The sequence below is a fragment of the Streptomyces odontotermitis genome (assembly GCF_050510915.1).
Taxonomy (GTDB): Bacteria; Actinomycetota; Actinomycetes; order Streptomycetales; family Streptomycetaceae; genus Streptomyces.
Genome location: NZ_JBNJLS010000001.1, coordinates 1192336 through 1209500 on the forward strand (window position 1 = coordinate 1192336; position 17165 = coordinate 1209500).

The following is a 17165-nucleotide window of genomic DNA, read 5'->3' on the forward strand; positions in this document are numbered from 1 at the left end:
GAGAGGGGGAAGCGCCGACATGCCGACCTGCCCGAACGGACACCAGTCGGGTTCCGACGACTGGTGCGAGGTCTGCGGTCACCGCATGGCCGGTGCCGTACCTCCGCCCCCGCCCCCGCCGCCCCCCGCCCAGGGTTACGGCTATCCCCCGCCGCCTCCGGGCGCGGACCAGGGCTACGGCTACCCGCCGCCGCCTCCGGGCGCGGGGCAGCCGGGCCCCGGTGGCTTCGACGGTCCCGGCGGTCCGGGTGGCCCTGGCGGTCCCGGTGGCCCCGGTGGTCCTGGTGGTCCTGGTGGTTTCGACGGCCCCGGCGGTCCCGGTGGTCCGGGCCGTTCGCACCTGTCGGCCGTGCCGGACCTCGCGCCCGAGCCCGAGCTCTGCCCCCAGTGCCGCACCCCGCGCGAGGCGAACGCCCCGTTCTGCGAGGAGTGCCGCTGGAACTTCCTCACGAACACGGCGACGTCGTACACCCCCGCCGCCCCCAACCCGCCGCTGCCGACGCCCGGGCCCGGCCCCGCGCAGCAGTTCCAGCAGCAGCCGCCTCCGCCGCCGATGGGCGGCGGCCCGGGTGGCCCCGGCGGGCCCGGTGGCCCTGGTGGCCCCGGTGGTCCGCAGTCCGGTCAGGACCCCTTCGAGTACCAGGGCTCGCGCCCCTCGCAGATGAACCGCCCGGCCGAGCCGATCCCGCCGTACGGCAACGGCGCGGGCAACGGCACCCCGCCGCCCGGCCCGAACCAGCCCGGCCCGAACCCGCCGGGTGCCCCGCAGGCGTATCACCAGGGTCCGCCCGCGCCCGCCTTCCCGCAGGAGGGCGGTGCCCCGCAGGGACCGCCGCCCCCGTCGGGCCCGTCCTTCGGCGGTGGCGGCGATGACTGGGTGATCTCCCCGCCGTCGGCGCCCGTCACCGGTCCGGGCGGTCCTGGTCCGGGCGGTCCTGGTCCGGGTGCTCCGGGTCAAGGTGGCGCGGGCGGTCCCGGCACGGCTCCCGGCCCCGACGACTGGGGCCGGCCGCAGGGCCAGCAGCCCCACGCCCCGCAGGGCTTCCCGGGCGCGGCCCCCGGCACCCCGGGCGGCCCCGGCGGCCCGAGCGTCCAGGGCGTGCCCAGCGGCCCGGCCACGAACCACGGCCCCGGCACCTGGTCGGCGACGATCGGCCCCGACCGCGAGTACTTCATGGCGATGATGCAGCGCAGCGGCCCGGAGGCATCGGGCCTGAACCTGCCCGCGTACTCGCCGGAGCAGCAGCGCCAGCTCGCCGGGAACCAGATCACGATCGGCCGCCGCCGCCACTCCACGGGCGACACCCCGGACATCGACCTGTCGGTGCCCCCGGAAGACCCGGGCGTCTCGCACCAGCACGCGGTCCTGGTCCAGCAGCCGGACGGGAGTTGGGCGGTCGTCGACCAGAACTCGACGAACGGCACGACGGTCAACAACGGCGAGGAGCCCATCCAGCCCTTCGTCCCGATCCCGCTCCAGGACGGCGACCAGGTGCACGTGGGCGCCTGGACGACGATCACGATCCGCCGCGACTGACCTGACGCAGGTGGGGCGACTCAGAGGGGCCAGACGTACGGCCCCTCGGGGTCGTCCAGCCAGGCCCATGCGTACGGGCCGCTGACCGTGACGCCGAACCGTTCGCGGTTCGGCCGCCCCTCGCGCTGCCACAGGGCGAGCGCCTCATGCGGATCGAGGCTCCCCGCGGTCAGTTCGAGCAGAAAACGGAAGAGTTCGTTCTGCAGGGCCCTGCGCGGCAGCCCCCCGATGTGCTGCTCGCGCGGGGCCCTTTCGCCGCCGCCCCGCAGCGGCACGAAGTACGCGGGCGTGTGCAGGAACCGCCCCTCGGCGTGCTCGGCGTCCCGCACCTCCACGGCGATCAGCCCCGTCGCGAGCGGCGCGAGGATCCGGGCGCCGGGCCGGCACTGGGCGAGCCAGGGCCGCGGCAGCGACGTCAGGGTGCAGGTGGCGATGATCCGGTCGTAGGGCGCCCGCTCGGCACACCCCGCGGCCCCGTCCCCGGTCACGACCGCCGGGTGGTACCCGGCCGCCGCGAGATGCCTGCGCGCCGACTCCGTGATCTCCGGGTCGAGATCCACGGTCGTGACGTGCGCATCCCCGAGCCGGTGCGCGAGCAGCGCGGCGTTGTACCCGGTCCCGGCCCCGATCTCCAGCACGTCGCAGCTGTCCCCCTCGACCTCCCCCACCGCGAGTTCGGCCAGCATCTTCGCCATGAGCGAGGGCTGGCTGCTGGACGAGAGCAGCTCCCCGTCCCGTACCCGGGTGGCGAGCGGCGCGTCCGCGTAGGCACCACGCAGCCACCGCTCCCTCCGCCCAGGGTCGGGGTCCTCCCCCCAGAGCCGTTCGTACCCGCCCCCGGCGCTCACGTAGTAGTAGGGCACGAAGAGCTGCCGGGGCACGGCCTCGAACGCCTCCCGCCAGGCCGGATCGTCGTCCCACGCCCCACTGGCCTCGATCTCCCGCACGAGCGCGGCGCGCGCGAGGACGGCGGGGTCGGCGGCGGGACCTGCATGCGTGCCCATACGTCTACTGTGCTGCGCGACGGCCGCTGAGGCGAGTGGCAGGGAGAGGACGGCGGGCGTGGGGAGCGGGGAGACCTAAGCCTTCGGTCCTCGTCCGCCCCGTCTGAGACCATGGAAGGGTGAATGAGATCCCGCGCGGCACGCTTCAGGAGCAGACCTTCTACGAACAGGTCGGTGGCGAGGAGACCTTCCGGCGCCTGGTGCACCACTTCTACGAGGGAGTCGCACAGGACCCGCTCCTGCGTCCCATGTACCCGGAGGAGGACCTCGGCCCCGCCGAGGAGCGCCTCGCCCTGTTCCTGATGCAGTACTGGGGCGGCCCCCGCACCTACAGCGACAACCGCGGCCACCCGCGCCTGCGCATGCGGCACGCCCCCTTCACGGTCGACCGCGCGGCCCACGACGCCTGGCTGAAGCACATGCGCGCGGCGGTGGACGCCCTGGACCTCACCCCGGACCAGGACCAGACCCTCTGGAACTACCTGACGTACGCGGCGGCCTCCATGGTCAACTCGGAGGGCTGAGCTCTCCCCTTGCGGGCGGGCGTGCCGCAGGGCGGCTCCCGTCCCAGAGACAGGGCACCCCGCCGCCGGGCAACGTGCTCAGACGGGGGCCACGGACAGCGACCCAAGTCCCGCCCCACGTACGGCGGTAGAGCCATAAGGGGTCCGCAGCCGAAGCCAGTTCCCGGCCGACAGCAGGTCAACCGACTCCCCGCGCAAGAACCCAAGAGACTGCGCCGCATGAGCGGCCCGCACGGGCAACCCCGTGTCCCCCACGGGCCGCGACCAGATCTCCCGCCCCACCCGGTCGAGTTCGGCCCGAACCCTCAGCTCGGGCGCCAACTCCTCCACCCGGCCCCGGAATTCACGCACGGCACCGGCGACCATGCCCCGCAGGGCGGCCATACCCGGCAACCCGGGCTCCTGCTGCCACCCACCCCGAGGCGGCAGCACCCCGGCCCAGGGCGGCCCGGTGACCGCACCGGGCACCACGGCCGTCCCGGCCGTCTCGACGGCGTCCGCCGACTCCCCCACGGACTCCAGGAGTTCACCGGCGGAGACGGTGACGTCGAGCGAGGTCTCCAGCCCGTACTCGTACGGCTTCGCCAGCCGCGCCGTACGGATCGCGAGCACCTCGAACGACGGCGGCCGCCCGAACACGGCGACCGCGTCCCCGTGCGCCTGCAGCCGCACCGCGGCGGCCTTGTCGTAGTGGATGAGGCGCGCCAGGAAGGCGGCGAGGTCCGCCGCCTCCCCGGCATCCGCGAAGTGCAGCCGCCCGGTCATGCGGCGAGCGCCCCCGAGCCCCCGTCGTGCTCCTCGTCCGCGTCGTCCATGTAGCCCTCGAGCACGGAACGCTCCTCGGCGGTGATCCGCCGCGGCCGCTGCGCCCGGAGGTCGTACGGCACGACGACGGTCGAGGCCCGCACGTACACCTGCTCCTCGTCCTTCACCTCGTACGAGATGGTGAGCGAGGCCGCGCCGATCTTCGTGACCCACGACTCGACGGTCACCGGGGCGTGCCGGTGCACCAGCGGCCGCAGGTAGTCGATCTCGTGGCGGGCCACGACGGACCCGCCCGCGAAGGAGGGTCCGTCATCGTCCGCGGGCTTCAGCCGGAACATGAAGTCGATCCGCGCCTCCTCCAAGTACTTGAGGAAGACGGCGTTGTTGACGTGCCCGAAGGCATCCATGTCCGACCACCGCAGCGGGCACTCGTAATAGTGGCGAGTCATCAGCCGCGGGTCAGCTTCTTGTAGGTGGCGCGGTGCGGACGAGCCGCGTCCGGACCGAGCCGCTCGATCTTGTTCTTCTCGTACGACTCGAAGTTGCCCTCGAACCAGAACCACTTGGAGTCACCCTCGTAGGCGAGGATGTGCGTGGCGACCCGGTCCAGGAACCACCGGTCGTGGGAGACGACCACAGCGCAGCCCGGGAACTCGAGAAGAGCATTCTCCAGGCTGCTCAGGGTCTCGACGTCGAGGTCGTTGGTCGGCTCGTCGAGGAGCAGCAGGTTGCCGCCCTGCTTGAGGGTCAGCGCCAGGTTGAGGCGGTTGCGCTCACCACCGGAGAGCACACCCGCGGGCTTCTGCTGGTCCGGACCCTTGAAGCCGAAGGCGGACACGTACGCCCGCGACGGCATCTCGACCTGCCCGACGTTGATGTAGTCGAGCTCATCACTCACCACGGCCCAGAGGGTCTTCTTCGGGTCGATGTTGGAGCGGTTCTGGTCGACGTACGAGATCTTGACGGTGTCGCCGACCTTGATGGAGCCGGAGTCCGGCGTCTCCAGGCCCTGGATCATCTTGAACAGGGTCGTCTTACCGGCACCGTTGGGGCCGATGACACCGACGATCCCGTTCCGCGGCAGCGTGAAGCTCAGATCGTCGACGAGGACCTTGTCGCCGAACGCCTTGCTGAGGTTGTTGACCTCGACGACGATGCTGCCCAGGCGCGGGCCCGGCGGGATCTGGATCTCCTCGAAGTCCAGCTTCCGCATCTTCTCGGCCTCGGCCGCCATCTCCTCGTAGCGGGCCAGACGCGACTTCGACTTGGTCTGGCGCCCCTTGGCGTTGGAGCGGACCCACTCGAGCTCTTCCTTGAGCCGCTTCTGCCGCTTCTCGTCCTTCTTGCCCTCGACCTTGAGGCGCTCGGACTTCTTCTGCAGGTACGTCGAGTAGTTGCCCTCGTAAGGGATGGCGCGACCGCGGTCGAGCTCGAGGATCCACTCGGCGACGTTGTCGAGGAAGTACCGGTCGTGGGTGATGGCCACGACGGTGCCCTTGTACTGGGCGAGGTGCTGCTCGAGCCAGTTCACGGACTCGGCGTCGAGGTGGTTGGTGGGCTCGTCGAGGAGCAGCAGGTCCGGCGCCTCGATGAGCAGCCGGCACAGGGCCACACGCCGCTTCTCACCACCGGAGAGGTTGGTGACGGGCCAGTCGCCGGGCGGGCAGCCCAGGGCGTCCATGGCCTGCTCCAGCTGACCGTCGAGGTCCCACGCGTTGGCGTGGTCCAGGTCCTCCTGGAGCTTGCCCATCTCCTCCATGAGCTCGTCCGAGTAGTCGGTGGCCATGAGCTCGGCGACCTCGTTGAACCGCTTGAGCTTGCCCATGATCTCGGCGGCGCCGTCCTGCACGTTCTCCAGGACGGTCTTCGTCTCGTCCAGCTCGGGCTCCTGCATGAGGATGCCGACGCTGTAACCGGGCGACAGGAACGCGTCACCGTTCGACGCGTGCTCGACGCCTGCCATGATCTTCAGGACCGTCGACTTACCGGCACCGTTCGGACCCACGACACCGATCTTCGCGCCGGGCAGGAAGTTCAAGGTGACATCGTCGAGGATCACCTTGTCGCCGTGCGCCTTGCGCGCCTTGCGCATGGTGTAGATGAACTCAGCCAAGAGAAACCGTCCGGCAATCAGTGTGTGGGCAGATACACCCCATCTTGCCGTACGGCCAGGCCCCGGAGGAAACCGGATAGCTTCGCTCCGGGGCCCGGACGCACGGCAGCCGTCGTGGCCGCGCGGCTGCGTTCCGTGCACGCCTACGCTCTGTGCACGTCGCGCTCCGTGCGCGTCCGCGCGGAGGGAACTCAGCCCTCCGTGGAAGGCGTTCAGTCCTCCGTGGACGCGGAGGGCGACTGCGTGGGGTCCTTCTTCTTGCGGAGGACGAGGACCGTCGCGCCGCCGAGGACGACCAGGACGATCGCTATGCCCGCGATCATCGGGGTCGCGTTCGAACCGCCCGTCTCGGCCAGGTCGCCGCTGCCGCCCGAGGTTCCGCCGGCCGACGCGGGGCTCGGCTCGGAGGCGGGCTCGGCCTTGTTGCCCACGGTGCTGCCCGCCGTGCGGCAGTCGAGGACGCCCTTGAAGCGCTTCTCGAAGCCGTTCGGTCCCTTGATGGTGAAGTCGTAGGGCTGGTCTTCCTGGAGCGGGATCGTCACCGTCCGGGACGCCCCGGCCTCGATGGTGTGCTTGAAGCCCATGAGGCGGAACGTGAACGGCTCGTCCCCCTTGTTGCTGGCCGTGATGTCCACGCCGCCCTTGGCGCAGTTCTTCTCCGCCGAGAGCGCGGGGACGGCGCCCTTCTTGGCCCAGTTCGCGGTCGCCGTGGCCGAGACCGTGGACTCGCTGGAGCCCGCGAGGATCTGGGTCTGGCTGTGGGTCTCGGAGGTGAAGGCCCGGCCGACCGGGATCGTGGTGGACGCCTGCACGGCGAGCGCGGCGGAGCCGTCCGTCGCGTCCTTGGGGACGTCGAAGTAGAGCTTGCTGCCGTTGGCCGCGGACTTCGCGGGCTTGCCGTCCTTGCCGACGACCTTCACGCCGGTCGCCGCCGAGTCGGCGGGCTGGGCCACGCTCACGCTCTCCGCGTCGGTCCGCACGGTGACCGGGCCGATCCGCTCGCCCGCGCGCCCGGACAGGGCGGGCGGGTCGAGGGTGAGGGACGCCTTGGGCTCCGCGCCGCCGCGGGCGCTGCGCTGCAGATAGTCCGCGAGCTTCTCGGCCTGCGGGTCGAGCGCCTCGACCTTGGCGTTGTCCGAGTAGCGCCAGATCGCCACCTGGGTGCCGGCCGCCGCCGACTTCTCGGTCAGGGCCCGCGCGCCCGCCTTCCTGGCGAGCTCCGCGAGGTCGTTCACCTGCGGGTAGGAGTGCTGGAGGATCCAGCGGATCTTGCCCGCGTTCTTGTTGGCGCTCAGGGACGTGCCGCTCCAGGGGGTCTCCTGGTACTTCGCGTCCTTCTGCGTGGGGTTGTGGATGTCGATGCAGTACGTCTGCAGCGTGCCGCCGTCCTCCACGGACATCTCGAAGAGTCCGGCCGGGACCTGCCGGCTGCCGCCCTCGTCCTTGATGACCGCCTGGTCGTACGTCTGCAGCCCGCCCAGGGTCGCGGTCGCGCCACCTCTGTGCTGCGGGGCCTCCTCCGCCGTGGCCGGACCCGCGACGGCTATCGCGCCCGCCGCGACGAAGCCCGACACCACGGTCGCCGCCGCCAGGCGGACGGCACCCCGACTACGTATGGACAACGCAGAAAACACTGAATTCCCCTCCGGGCGGGACCTCTTGCACATGGGGGGTGTGGTCCCGCAGCCGATTCACATGAGCAGGCATGACTGAGCAACTGCCTCTTGCGCTACGCCCGGCATCCTAGAGACGCGGCGCACCACGCTCCCCAGTCATACCTTTGGATAACCGATCCGACTCGGAATCGTTATCGGGGACACCCTTTTTGAGCTGGGGTTATCGACAAATCAATGCTTCCGGATGTGGGCCGGCTGTGATCACGTGTGGCGGAATCCGGAGTGCTGACGATTCGTCACCCCACGGCAGCGGCTGCGGAATCGGGTGCGGCATCGGGCTCCTTCTCCCACTGCGGCATGTCCTGCTCCGGCCGCTCCGACCGCTCCGGTTGCTCCTGCTGCTTTCGTTCCGCCTGTGTCGATTCCGCCCGGTTGTACACACGCCGGAACGCCGAGGTGCCGCGCGCCAGATCGTGGCCGATCGCCACCGCGTCGATGTCCGCCGACATGAAGTGCTGCCCGCCGCGCTCCTCGCTGCGCACCCTCAACTTCCCCCGCACGATCACCGGTTCACCGAGCGCGACCGACCCCTGCACGTTCAACGCGAGCCCCCGCCACGCGCACACCGTGAAGAAGTTGGTGTGCCCATCCGCCCACATCTGCTGCTCGCGGTCGAAGTGGCGTGCCGTCACCGCGATCCGGAAACGCGTCACCGGACCGGAGGGCAACTCCCGGAAGACCGGGGTCGTCGCGACATTCCCCACCACCGTCACCAAGGTCTCGTTCATCCCGAACCACTCCCCCGTCCATCCGCGGCCGCCGCACACCGGCGGGCCCGTCCCGTCCGGTCGCAACCGCGCATTCAGATTGCCCCGGACGGAACGGGCCCGCTGAGCCCTGTGCCCTACCTGCCAGTTGTGGACATCCCCGTCACCCGCACGGGGTGGTGACCCGCACGTACTGCTCCCGCACCTCGCGGTACCGCAGCAGCTCCGCCGCCACCGGATCGAGCACCCGGGCCCTGCCGCACCCGGCCGCCGCCTCCCGCAACCGGCGCTCCGCGTCGAGCCCGTACCGCCGGGCGGGCCCTCGCGCCGCCATCCGGCTCGCCCACTCCACGCACGGACCGCCGACGATCCCCGCCAGCATCAGCAGCACCGGCACGCCCAGGTTCGGCGCGGAGACCCCGACGATCTGCGCCACCAGCCAGAGCCCGCCGACGACTTGGAGCAGCGTCATCGCCGCCTGCGCGAGCACCGCCACCGGCCACCAGCCGGGCCGCGGCGGCCGCCCGGCCGGGAGGCCCGCCGTCACCGCCAGCTCGTCCAGCGCCTCCGGCAGCCCCTCGGCGCCGCGCACCGCCGCCTCGCGCACGGCCTGCCCCCACGGCGCGGGCAGCCCCGTCGCCGCCTCGTCGGCCACCGTGCGCACCGCGTGCTCGACGCGCTGGCGCGCGGTGGCCTCCTCGTCCACCGGGGCCCGCGGCACCGGTCCCGGCAGGCCGTGCGGTGCGCGCTGCGCCTCGTACCACCGCCACAGCCGCAGCCACGGCGTGCCGCACGCCCGGTTCGCGTGCCTGCGCCAGGCCCGCTCCGCCGCCTCTCCCGCCGCCGCCGCGCCCACCGCGTCCGCGAGCCGGTCGGCGAACTCCTCGCGCGCCTGCTCGCTCAGCCCCGTCCGGCCCCGCGCCGACGCCGCCTGCCCCGCCACGTACACCGGACGGAGCCGCTGCGCGGCGGCGTCCACGTCGGCGGAGATCCGGCGGGCGGCGGCGCCCCGCTCCTGTGTGAACTGCCCGAGCGCGTCCCGGAGTTCACCCATGCCCTCCCCGGTCAGGGCGGACAGCGCGAGCACCGTCGCGCCCGGCTCGCCGTGCTCCCCGAGGGCGATGCCGTCCTCGTCGAGCAGCCGCCGCAGATCGTCGAGCACCTGGTCGGCGGCGTCGCCGGGGAGCCGGTCGATCTGGTTGAGGACGACGAAGGTGACCTCGGCGTGGCCCGCCATGGGCCGCAGATAGCGCTCGTGCAGGATCGCGTCGGCGTACTTCTCGGGGTCGACGACCCAGATGACGGCGTCGACGAGGGTGAGGATCCGGTCCACCTGCTCGCGGTGGTCGACCGCCGCCGAGTCGTGGTCGGGCAGGTCGATCAGGACGAGGCCCTGCAGCGCCTCGGCGTCGGGCCCCTGCAGGGGGCGGCGGCGCAGCCGCCCGGGGATGCCGAGCCGGTCGAGCAGCCCGGCCGCGCCGTCCGTCCAGCTGCACCCGATGGGCGCCGCGGTGGTCGGCCTGCGCACGCCGGTCTCCGAAATCATCACGCCGGCAAGGGAGTTGAACAGCGTGGACTTGCCGCTCCCGGTGGCGCCCGCGATGGCGACGACGGTGTGCCGGTCGGAGAGTCTGCGTCGGGCGGCGGCCTCGTCGAGCACCCGGCCCGCCTCGGCGAGGGTCGGGCCGTCGAGCCGCGTCCTGGAGAGGCCGACGAGTTCGCGCAGCGCTTCGAGGCGGCCGCGCAGGGGGCCTTCGTACGGGCCCTTGGGCGCCGTCGCCGCCGTGTCGCCGCCTGCGCCTGCGCCGGCGGCGGTGGCGGTGGCGGTGGCGGTGGCGGTGGCGGCGTCCGTACGGGCTCCGCTCGCGACGCGCCGCGCGATGAGCCCGTCGTCCCAGGCCCCTTCGGAGAGCCCCCCAGAGATCCCTCCAGAGCCCTCTTCGGCGATCCCTTCAGAGATCCCTTCGGCGACTCGCTCAGCGACTCCTTCAGCGGCTCGTCCGGAATCCTTGGCGCTCCCTCCGGAGCCCCGCGACGGGTCGACGTGATCGGTGTGGTCCGTGACGGCGGTCACCGCGGTCACCTCTCCTTCTTCAGTACGGACAGCGCGGCGATCAGCTCGGCCTGCGGTTCCGGGTTCACGTCGAGGGCGTCGAGGGGGGCGAGGCGCCGCTCCCGCTCGGTGGCGAGGACCTTGTCCAGGTAGTCGGTGAGCAGCCGCCCGCCCCGGTCACGCAGACGCAGCGCCCCGTGCGCGCCGATCCGCTCGGCGAGGGTCTCGCCCGCCGACCGCGCACGGCGCCCGCCGAGCAGGGCGGTGGCCAGGAGGGCCGCGACCGCTTCGGGGTCGGGCAGGACGTTCTTGTCGGCCCGGTCGAGCCCGCGGATCTCCTCCTCCGCGTACTCCTCCAGGACGCGCCGCCACCTCCGTACGGCCATGCCGATGCGGTGTTCGGCGTTCTCGCCTTCCTGGTCGGGGCCGGTGAGTCCGGGCACTCCGGCGGCGGGCTCACGGCGCCATGCCTCGTCGATGCGCTCGTCGGCGGCGGTCACGGCGCACAGCAGGAGCGCTTCCAGGCTGCCGGCGACGGCGTCGAGGAGCTCGCCCGCCGTGCAGTCCAGGGGGTAGCTGCGCCACCGCTTCAGGGCGTCGCCCGCGAGCACGGCGCCCGCCTGCAGCCGCCCCCGCACGCGCGCGTGCTCGTTCTCGTACGCCTCGTCGACGGCCGAGGTCAGCCGCAGCGCGGCCGCGTACTGGGCGGCGACGGCGCCCGCGAGCTCCGGCATCCGCGCGTCCAGGGAGCCGATGACCCCGCGCGCGGTGCGGGCGATCGCGTCCTCCCGCGCCCGCGGGTCCTGGGTCCGGTGGGTGAGCCAGGCCCGCAGCGGCGCGACGGCGGTGGCGGGCAGGAGTCCGCCGCCGCCCGCCGACTCGGGCAGCTCGGGCACCGTGAACCGCGGCACGTCCCCGAGCCCCGCCTTGGCGAGGAGGGCCCCGAACTGCCGCGACACCTCGGCCACCACCTGGTGCGGCACCCGGTCGAGGACGGTGACGAGGGTGGCGTCGTGCTCCTTGGCGGTGCGCAGGAGGTGCCAGGGCACGGCGTCCGCGTACCGGGAGGCGGTGGTCACCATGACCCAGACGTCGGCGGCGGAGATCAGCTCGGCGGCGAGCACCCGGTTCTCGGAGACGAGCGAGTCGACGTCCGGGGCGTCGAGGAGGGCGAGCCCCCGCGGGAGGCTGTCGGCGGTCTCGACCCGCAGGGCCCGCTCGTCCCCGTCCCCGGACTCACCGCTCGGGCAACCACCCCTCTCGCCCTCTTCTTCGTCCAGACGGGGCACCCACACGCGCGTGAGGTCGGGCAGGACACGCAGCCCGGCGAACCAGTGGTGGTCCTCCGGGTGACAGACGAGGACCGGCGTGCGCGTGGTCGGCCGCAGCACCCCCGCCTCACTGACCTGCCGCCCCACGAGGGAGTTGACGAGCGTGGACTTGCCCGCCCCCGTCGACCCCCCGACGACCGCGAGGAGAGGCGCTTCGGGCGCCTTCAGGCGGGGCACCAAGTAGTCGTCGAGCTGCGCCAGCAGCTCCTCGCGATCGGCACGCGCGCGTGGCGCCCCCGGAAGGGGGAGCGGAAAGCGTGCGGCGGCGACGCGCTCACGCAGGGCGGAGAGAGCGTCGAGCAATTGAGGCCGTACGTCCAAGGTCACCACATGCGAAGAATGCCCAATTTTGACGGCTTTCTGAAGCATATGGGCGCCCCTGCGTGCCGATCGGACACATGGGACGGAAGGGGCGACTGGGGCGCAGGCATAACGAGTGCACAACACCCGGGGCGGGAGACGCCAAAAGCGGTGCGCGATTCGCACCTGCCTGCGATTATCAGGACCGCTTCACTGAACCTCCACATCACGTCGGGGAGGCGAAGCACCAGGGACAAGGACCCGGGAGCCCTATCCTTGTCCCCGGCAAGGTCACGGATCTCCCCCCACGTCCGTGCTCCACGCCACGGCCACCCGCCACCATCCGGCCCCCGTAGCTCAGTGGATAGAGCAGGCGCCTTCTAAGCGCTTGGCCGCAGGTTCGAGTCCTGCCGGGGGCGCTTTCCGTGCCTCTCCTCCGGGAGGGGCCTTCTGGCTTCGCGGCGGGTGGGCCGAGGGATGCCGCCAGGCCGGGATCAGGCCGGGATCACGCACATGTTGGGCACGTAGCCCTTGACGCCGCGGTACGAGATGTAGCCCCAGCCGTCCCAGTTCTTGGGGGCGCCGCACTTGCTGGTCTTGCCGCCGGAGACGCCCTTGTACCAGCAGCCCTTGGTGTTCTTGTACATCAGGCGCAGCGTGGTGGACTTGTGGCTCGGCTTCTTGTGGATCTTGACGTTGTTGGGGGCCTTGATGGGCTCCTTGCACGCCTTCGCCTTGGCGCCGGCCGCGACGGACGCCTTCGCGCCGTCCGTCGAGGTCGCCGTTGCCGCCGGGGCCGCTCCCAGGAGAGCGACGGCGGTCAGGACCGCGGGGACGATCAAGCGCTTCTTCATTCAGTTGCTCCGTACTGTGCGCATCGAGCCTTGTGCATCGAGCGGAACTCGCATCTCTACCTGATCGCACACCCGTTCAACAAGCTTGAACTGCTGGTCCGTTACAGTCGAATGTCCACGGCGTCGACGCCGTCCACGACTTCATCCGCAGGGGGACCGACATGGCACTGTTCGGGAACGCGCACGCCGTCGACCCGGCGTCCGCGCAGCAGGAGTACGCGCGACTGCTGGGTCACGGGGAGCAGGTGCACGCCGCGTACCTGCTGATACGCGACACCATGCTCTTCACCGACCGCCGGCTCATCATGATCGACAAGCAGGGCATCACCGGCAAGAAGGTGGAGTACCACTCCGTCCCGTACAAGAGCATCTCGCACTTCGCGGTGGAGACCGCCGGGCACTTCGACCTCGATGCCGAGCTCAAGATCTGGATCTCCAGCAGCACCGTGCCGATCGAGAAGACCTTCACCAAGGGCGTCGACATCTACGAAGTGCAGGCCATCCTGACGCAGTTCGTGGCTCGCTAGGCGCAGGCGGGCACCGCGGGAGCCCTCCGTCAGCCTGGCCCGTCCGGCAGCTTCAGTTCCCCGTACGCGCCCTTCGGGACCGTCGGGTGCCGTGGTGCGATCGGCCGCACGCGCGCGTACGGGGTGTTCGGTGCCGGGCGGGGGTCGGCCTCGCCCTTGTTGGGCCAGAGCGACATCGCCCGTTCCGCCTGGGCCGTAATCGTCAGGGACGGGTTGACGCCCAGGTTCGCCGAGATCGCCGAACCGTCGACCACCGAGATGCCGGGGTGGCCGTGCAGGCGGTGGTAGGGGTCGAGGACGCCGGTGGCCGGGGTCGCGCCCAGGGGGCAGCCGCCCAGGAAGTGGGCCGTCAGGGGGCGGTTCGTCAGCTCGCCCACGTTGGTGCCCGCGAAGCCGTTGATGCGGTCCGCGACCAGGCGGGCCGCCTCCCAGCCCTCGGGGATGTGGACGGGGTTGGGTTCGCCGTGGCCCTGGTCCGCGGTGAGGAGACGGCGGCGGCCGAGGCGGGTCGTGAGGGAGTTGTCGCGGGTCTGCATCACCAGGCCGATGATCGTGCGCTCCGACCAGCGGTGCGTCGTCGCGACCCGGGCCACCAGGAGCGGGTGGGAGAGGAAGGCCAGGGCCGCCGCCAACGGCTTGGGGATGTTCTTGCGGTACTGGGGGACGCAGATGAGGGCCATGAGGTTGGAGCCCTTGCCGTAGCGCACGTTCTCTATGTGGGTCGTGGGGGTGGGGTGGATCGAGGAAGTGATCGCCACCCCGTGGGTGAAGTCCAGGGGGCCGTCGCCGCGCTTCTTGCGGTAGCGGCGCGGGAACGTCACCGCGCCCACCAGCGCCTCGGAGTTGGTGCGCGTCAGGGCGCCCAGGCGGGGCGAGAGGCGGGGCAGGGCCCCGGTGGCCTTCATGCGGTGCAGGAGCGTCTGGGTGCCGTACGTGCCCGCCGCCAGGATCACCCGGGGAGCGCGCAGCGTCGAACGGGGGCCTCTGCGGCGCCTGTTGGTGGGGAGCGTCTCCACCTCGAAGCCCCGCCCCGCCTCGCGCTCGCGCAGGCCCACCACCGTCGTCATCGGGTGGATCCTCGCCCCGGCCCGTTCCGCCAGGTACAGGTAGTTCTCCGTGAGGGTGTTCTTCGCGCCCACCGTGCAGCCCGTCATGCACGACCCGCACTCCGTGCAGGCCCTGCGGTGCGGGCCCGCGCCGCCGAAGTACGGGTCCGGAACCTCCTTGCCCGGCTTGGCCGTCGACTCGCCCGTCGCGTCCGCGCCGTCGCCGAAGAAGACGCCCACCGGCGTCAGGCGGAACGTGTCCGCCACGCCCATCTGCTCCGCCGCCGCGCGCAGGTGTTCGTCCGCCTCCGTCGTCGTGGGGTTCCGGCGCACCCCGAGCATGCGGCGCGCCTGGTCGTAGTACGGGGCCAACTCGCGCTGCCAGTCGGTGATCCCGGACCATTGGGGGTCCTCGAAGAAGGCCGGGGGCGGTACGTAGAGGGTGTTGGCGTAGTTGAGAGAGCCGCCGCCCACTCCTGCGCCTGCCAGCACCATGACGTTGCGCAGCACGTGGATGCGCTGGATGCCGTAGAGGCCCAGGCGCGGGGCCCACACGTACTTCCGCAGGTCCCAGGAGTTCTTCGGCAGCGTCTCGCGCGTGAAGCGGCGGCCCGCCTCCAGGACGCCCACCCGGTAGCCCTTCTCCGTCAGGCGCAGGGCCGCCACCGAGCCTCCGAAGCCGGAACCCACGACGATCACGTCGTAGTCCCAGTCCCCATGGCCTTCGCGCTCGTCCTCGTACGGCGTGTCACTCACCGTAGAGCCCCTCGATCTCCGCCGCGTACGCCCGCGTCACCGCGTGCCGCTTGATCTTCAGGGACGGGGTGAGCAGGCCGTTGTCCTCCGTGAACTCGCCCTCCACCAGGACGAACTTACGGATCGACTCCGCACGCGAGACCGACTCGTTCGCGTAGTCCACGGCCTTCTGGACCGCCGCGATCATCTTCGGGTCGCGGCACACCTCGGCGAGCGGCGTGTCCTTGGGGCGCTTGCGGACGGCCAGCCAGTGTTCGACGGCCTCCGGTTCGAGGGTGATGAGCGCGGCCACGTACGAGCGGTTGTCGCCGACCACCATGCACTGGCCGACCGGGGCACGGCTGCGCAGCCGGTCCTCCAGGACCGCCGGGGAGACGTTCTTGCCGCCCGACGTGACGATGATGTCCTTCTTGCGGCCGGTGATGGTGAGGTAGCCGTCGTCGTCCAGCGCCCCCAAGTCACCCGTGGCGAACCAGCCGTCGGTGAGGACCGCGTCCGTCGCCGCCTCGTTGTTCCAGTACGCGCCGAAGACGATGCCGCCCTTGATGAGGACCTCGCCGTCGTCCGCGATGCGCACGGCGGTGCCGGGGACGGGGAGGCCGACCGTGCCGGGGCGGGGCTTGAGGGGCGGGATGATCGTGGCGGCCGCGCTCGTCTCCGTCAGGCCGTAACCCTCGTAGATGATGATCCCGGACGCGTAGAAGAAGAGGTTGAGGTTGCGGTCGAGCGGGGAGCCGCCGCTGATCGCGTAGCGCAGCTTGCCGCCGACCTCCTTGCGGATGCGCCGGTAGACCAGCAGCTCGTAGAGCGCCCAGCCGAGGTAGAGGCCGAGGGAGGGGCCGGGCCCGGTGCCGAGGAACTTGTTCAGGTACGCCTCGCCGAAGCGGACGCCGATGCGTTCGGCCCGGTCGAAGGAGGCGCCCCGGCCGATCTTCTCGGCGGTCGCGCGGCCCGTGTCGTGGATCTTCTCGAAGAGGTACGGCACGCCGACGAGGAAGGTCGGCCTGAACGAGCGGAGTTCCGGGCGGAGTTCGTCCGGTTTGATGCTGGGGAAGTGGCCGAGCTCGATGCGGGCCAGCAGGCAGGCGATCTGGATCGTGCGGCCCAGGATGTGGGCGAGCGGGAGGAAGAGGAGCGTGGCGGCCGTCTGGCCGGTGACCTCTTTGAAGATGGGGTGCAGGAGGTCGACGGTGTTGGCCGCTTCCGCGTGCAGGTTGCCGTGGGTGAGGACGCAGCCCTTGGGCTTGCCCGTGGTGCCCGAGGTGTAGCAGATGGTGGCGACCGTGTCGGGGGTGAGCGCGGTGCGGCGCTTGGTGACCTCCTCGTCCGCGACGTCGCGGCCGTGCGCCACCAGGTCGGTCACGGCGCCCTCGTCGATGCGCCAGACGCGGGGCCGGTCGGCCTCGTCGAGGGAGCCGCACGCGGTCTCGGCCGTGTCTGCTTCTCCGACGGTCCCGGCGGTCCCGGCGGTCTCGGCGATGAGGAAGCGGGCGCCCGAGTCGCGGACGATCCACTCGATCTGCTCGGCGGAGGACGTGGCGTAGATGGGGACCGTCTGGCCGCCCGCCGCCCAGATCGCGAAGTCGAGGACCGCCCACTCGTAGCGGGTGCGGGACATCAGCGCGACGCGGCCGCCCGGTTCGAGGCCCGCGGCGATCAACCCCTTGGCGGCAGCGGTGACTTCGCGCGCGAAGGCGGCGGCCGTGACCGGGCGCCAGGCGCCGCGCTCCTTGCGGCGCAGCACCACCGCGTCCGGGGCCTCGGCGGCGTTGGTGAAGGGGATGTCGGCGGTCGAGCCCGTCGTGGCCTTCGGCGCGAGGCGGGCGGCGTGCACCTCGCGCACGGTGCCGTGCTCGTCCCGGATGAGTTCGACCCGGGCGCGGTCGGCCAGGTCGCTGCGGCGCTGTGCCTGCTTCAAGTCCTTGCGTACGCCCATGACGGCTCCCGGCTCCCGGCTCCCAGCTGCGTGCAA

14 protein-coding genes and 1 tRNA gene are annotated in these 17165 nt (G+C 71.8%); 4 read left to right on the forward strand and 11 right to left on the reverse strand.

Going from position 1 to position 17165, the window contains the following annotated elements; translation table 11 throughout:
- The first annotated feature begins 19 nt into the window (after positions 1–19).
- A complete protein-coding gene (locus ACQB60_RS05405; RefSeq protein WP_496924614.1) occupies positions 20–1537 on the forward strand; it encodes an FHA domain-containing protein in 1518 nt (505 codons plus the stop codon).
- 20 nt (positions 1538–1557) lie between these two features.
- On the opposite strand, the gene ACQB60_RS05410 is transcribed toward ACQB60_RS05405, so the two are convergent.
- Positions 1558–2541, reverse strand: coding sequence for a methyltransferase domain-containing protein (locus ACQB60_RS05410; RefSeq protein ID WP_496924615.1), 984 nt, complete (start codon positions 2539–2541; stop codon positions 1558–1560).
- Positions 2542–2660: 119 nt separating this feature from the next.
- On the opposite strand from ACQB60_RS05410, the gene ACQB60_RS05415 reads away from it, so the two are divergent.
- Positions 2661–3065, forward strand: coding sequence for a globin (locus ACQB60_RS05415; protein ID WP_496924616.1), 405 nt, complete (start codon positions 2661–2663; stop codon positions 3063–3065).
- Between the two features lie 78 nt (positions 3066–3143).
- Here ACQB60_RS05415 and ACQB60_RS05420 read toward each other — a convergent pair whose 3' ends face one another.
- From ACQB60_RS05420 to ACQB60_RS05450, 7 genes are all read right to left on the reverse strand, one after another.
- Positions 3144–3830, reverse strand: coding sequence for a DUF8010 domain-containing protein (locus tag ACQB60_RS05420; RefSeq protein ID WP_496924617.1), 687 nt, complete (start codon positions 3828–3830; stop codon positions 3144–3146).
- A complete protein-coding gene (locus ACQB60_RS05425; protein WP_496924618.1) occupies positions 3827–4279 on the reverse strand; it encodes an acyl-CoA thioesterase in 453 nt (150 codons plus the stop codon). Before ACQB60_RS05425 ends, ACQB60_RS05420 begins: the two co-directional genes overlap by 4 nt.
- Positions 4279–5943: an energy-dependent translational throttle protein EttA gene (gene ettA / locus ACQB60_RS05430; protein WP_496924619.1), complete on the reverse strand. Its 1665-nt coding sequence runs from the start codon at positions 5941–5943 to the stop codon at positions 4279–4281. Before ettA ends, ACQB60_RS05425 begins: the two co-directional genes overlap by 1 nt.
- A 212-nt stretch (positions 5944–6155) precedes the next feature.
- Positions 6156–7610 (reverse strand): Cys-Gln thioester bond-forming surface protein, encoded by a 1455-nt coding sequence (locus ACQB60_RS05435; RefSeq protein WP_496924620.1) that lies wholly within the window; start codon positions 7608–7610, stop codon positions 6156–6158.
- 245 nt (positions 7611–7855) lie between these two features.
- Positions 7856–8347, reverse strand: a complete 492-nt coding sequence (locus tag ACQB60_RS05440; RefSeq protein WP_496924621.1) for a single-stranded DNA-binding protein — start codon at positions 8345–8347, stop codon at positions 7856–7858.
- Between the two features lie 142 nt (positions 8348–8489).
- Positions 8490–10409, reverse strand: coding sequence for a GTP-binding protein (locus tag ACQB60_RS05445; RefSeq protein WP_496924622.1), 1920 nt, complete (start codon positions 10407–10409; stop codon positions 8490–8492).
- Positions 10406–12079, reverse strand: coding sequence for a dynamin family protein (locus ACQB60_RS05450; protein WP_496924623.1), 1674 nt, complete (start codon positions 12077–12079; stop codon positions 10406–10408). Before ACQB60_RS05450 ends, ACQB60_RS05445 begins: the two co-directional genes overlap by 4 nt.
- A 277-nt stretch (positions 12080–12356) precedes the next feature.
- On the opposite strand from ACQB60_RS05450, the gene ACQB60_RS05455 reads away from it, so the two are divergent.
- Positions 12357–12429, forward strand: a tRNA-Arg gene (locus ACQB60_RS05455).
- Positions 12430–12504: 75 nt separating this feature from the next.
- On the opposite strand, the gene ACQB60_RS05460 is transcribed toward ACQB60_RS05455, so the two are convergent.
- Positions 12505–12864: a hypothetical protein gene (locus ACQB60_RS05460; protein WP_496924624.1), complete on the reverse strand. Its 360-nt coding sequence runs from the start codon at positions 12862–12864 to the stop codon at positions 12505–12507.
- 161 nt (positions 12865–13025) lie between these two features.
- Between ACQB60_RS05460 and ACQB60_RS05465 the strand changes: the two genes are divergently transcribed.
- Positions 13026–13391, forward strand: a complete 366-nt coding sequence (locus ACQB60_RS05465; protein WP_496924625.1) for a PH domain-containing protein — start codon at positions 13026–13028, stop codon at positions 13389–13391.
- A 29-nt stretch (positions 13392–13420) separates the two neighbouring features.
- On the opposite strand, the gene ACQB60_RS05470 is transcribed toward ACQB60_RS05465, so the two are convergent.
- Positions 13421–15193 (reverse strand): GMC oxidoreductase, encoded by a 1773-nt coding sequence (locus tag ACQB60_RS05470; protein WP_496924626.1) that lies wholly within the window; start codon positions 15191–15193, stop codon positions 13421–13423.
- The gene (locus ACQB60_RS05475; RefSeq protein WP_496924627.1) at positions 15186–17129 is read right to left on the reverse strand and encodes an AMP-dependent synthetase/ligase; all 1944 of its coding nucleotides are present in this window, start codon (positions 17127–17129) and stop codon (positions 15186–15188) included. Before ACQB60_RS05475 ends, ACQB60_RS05470 begins: the two co-directional genes overlap by 8 nt.
- Positions 17130–17165: the final 36 nt, after the last annotated feature.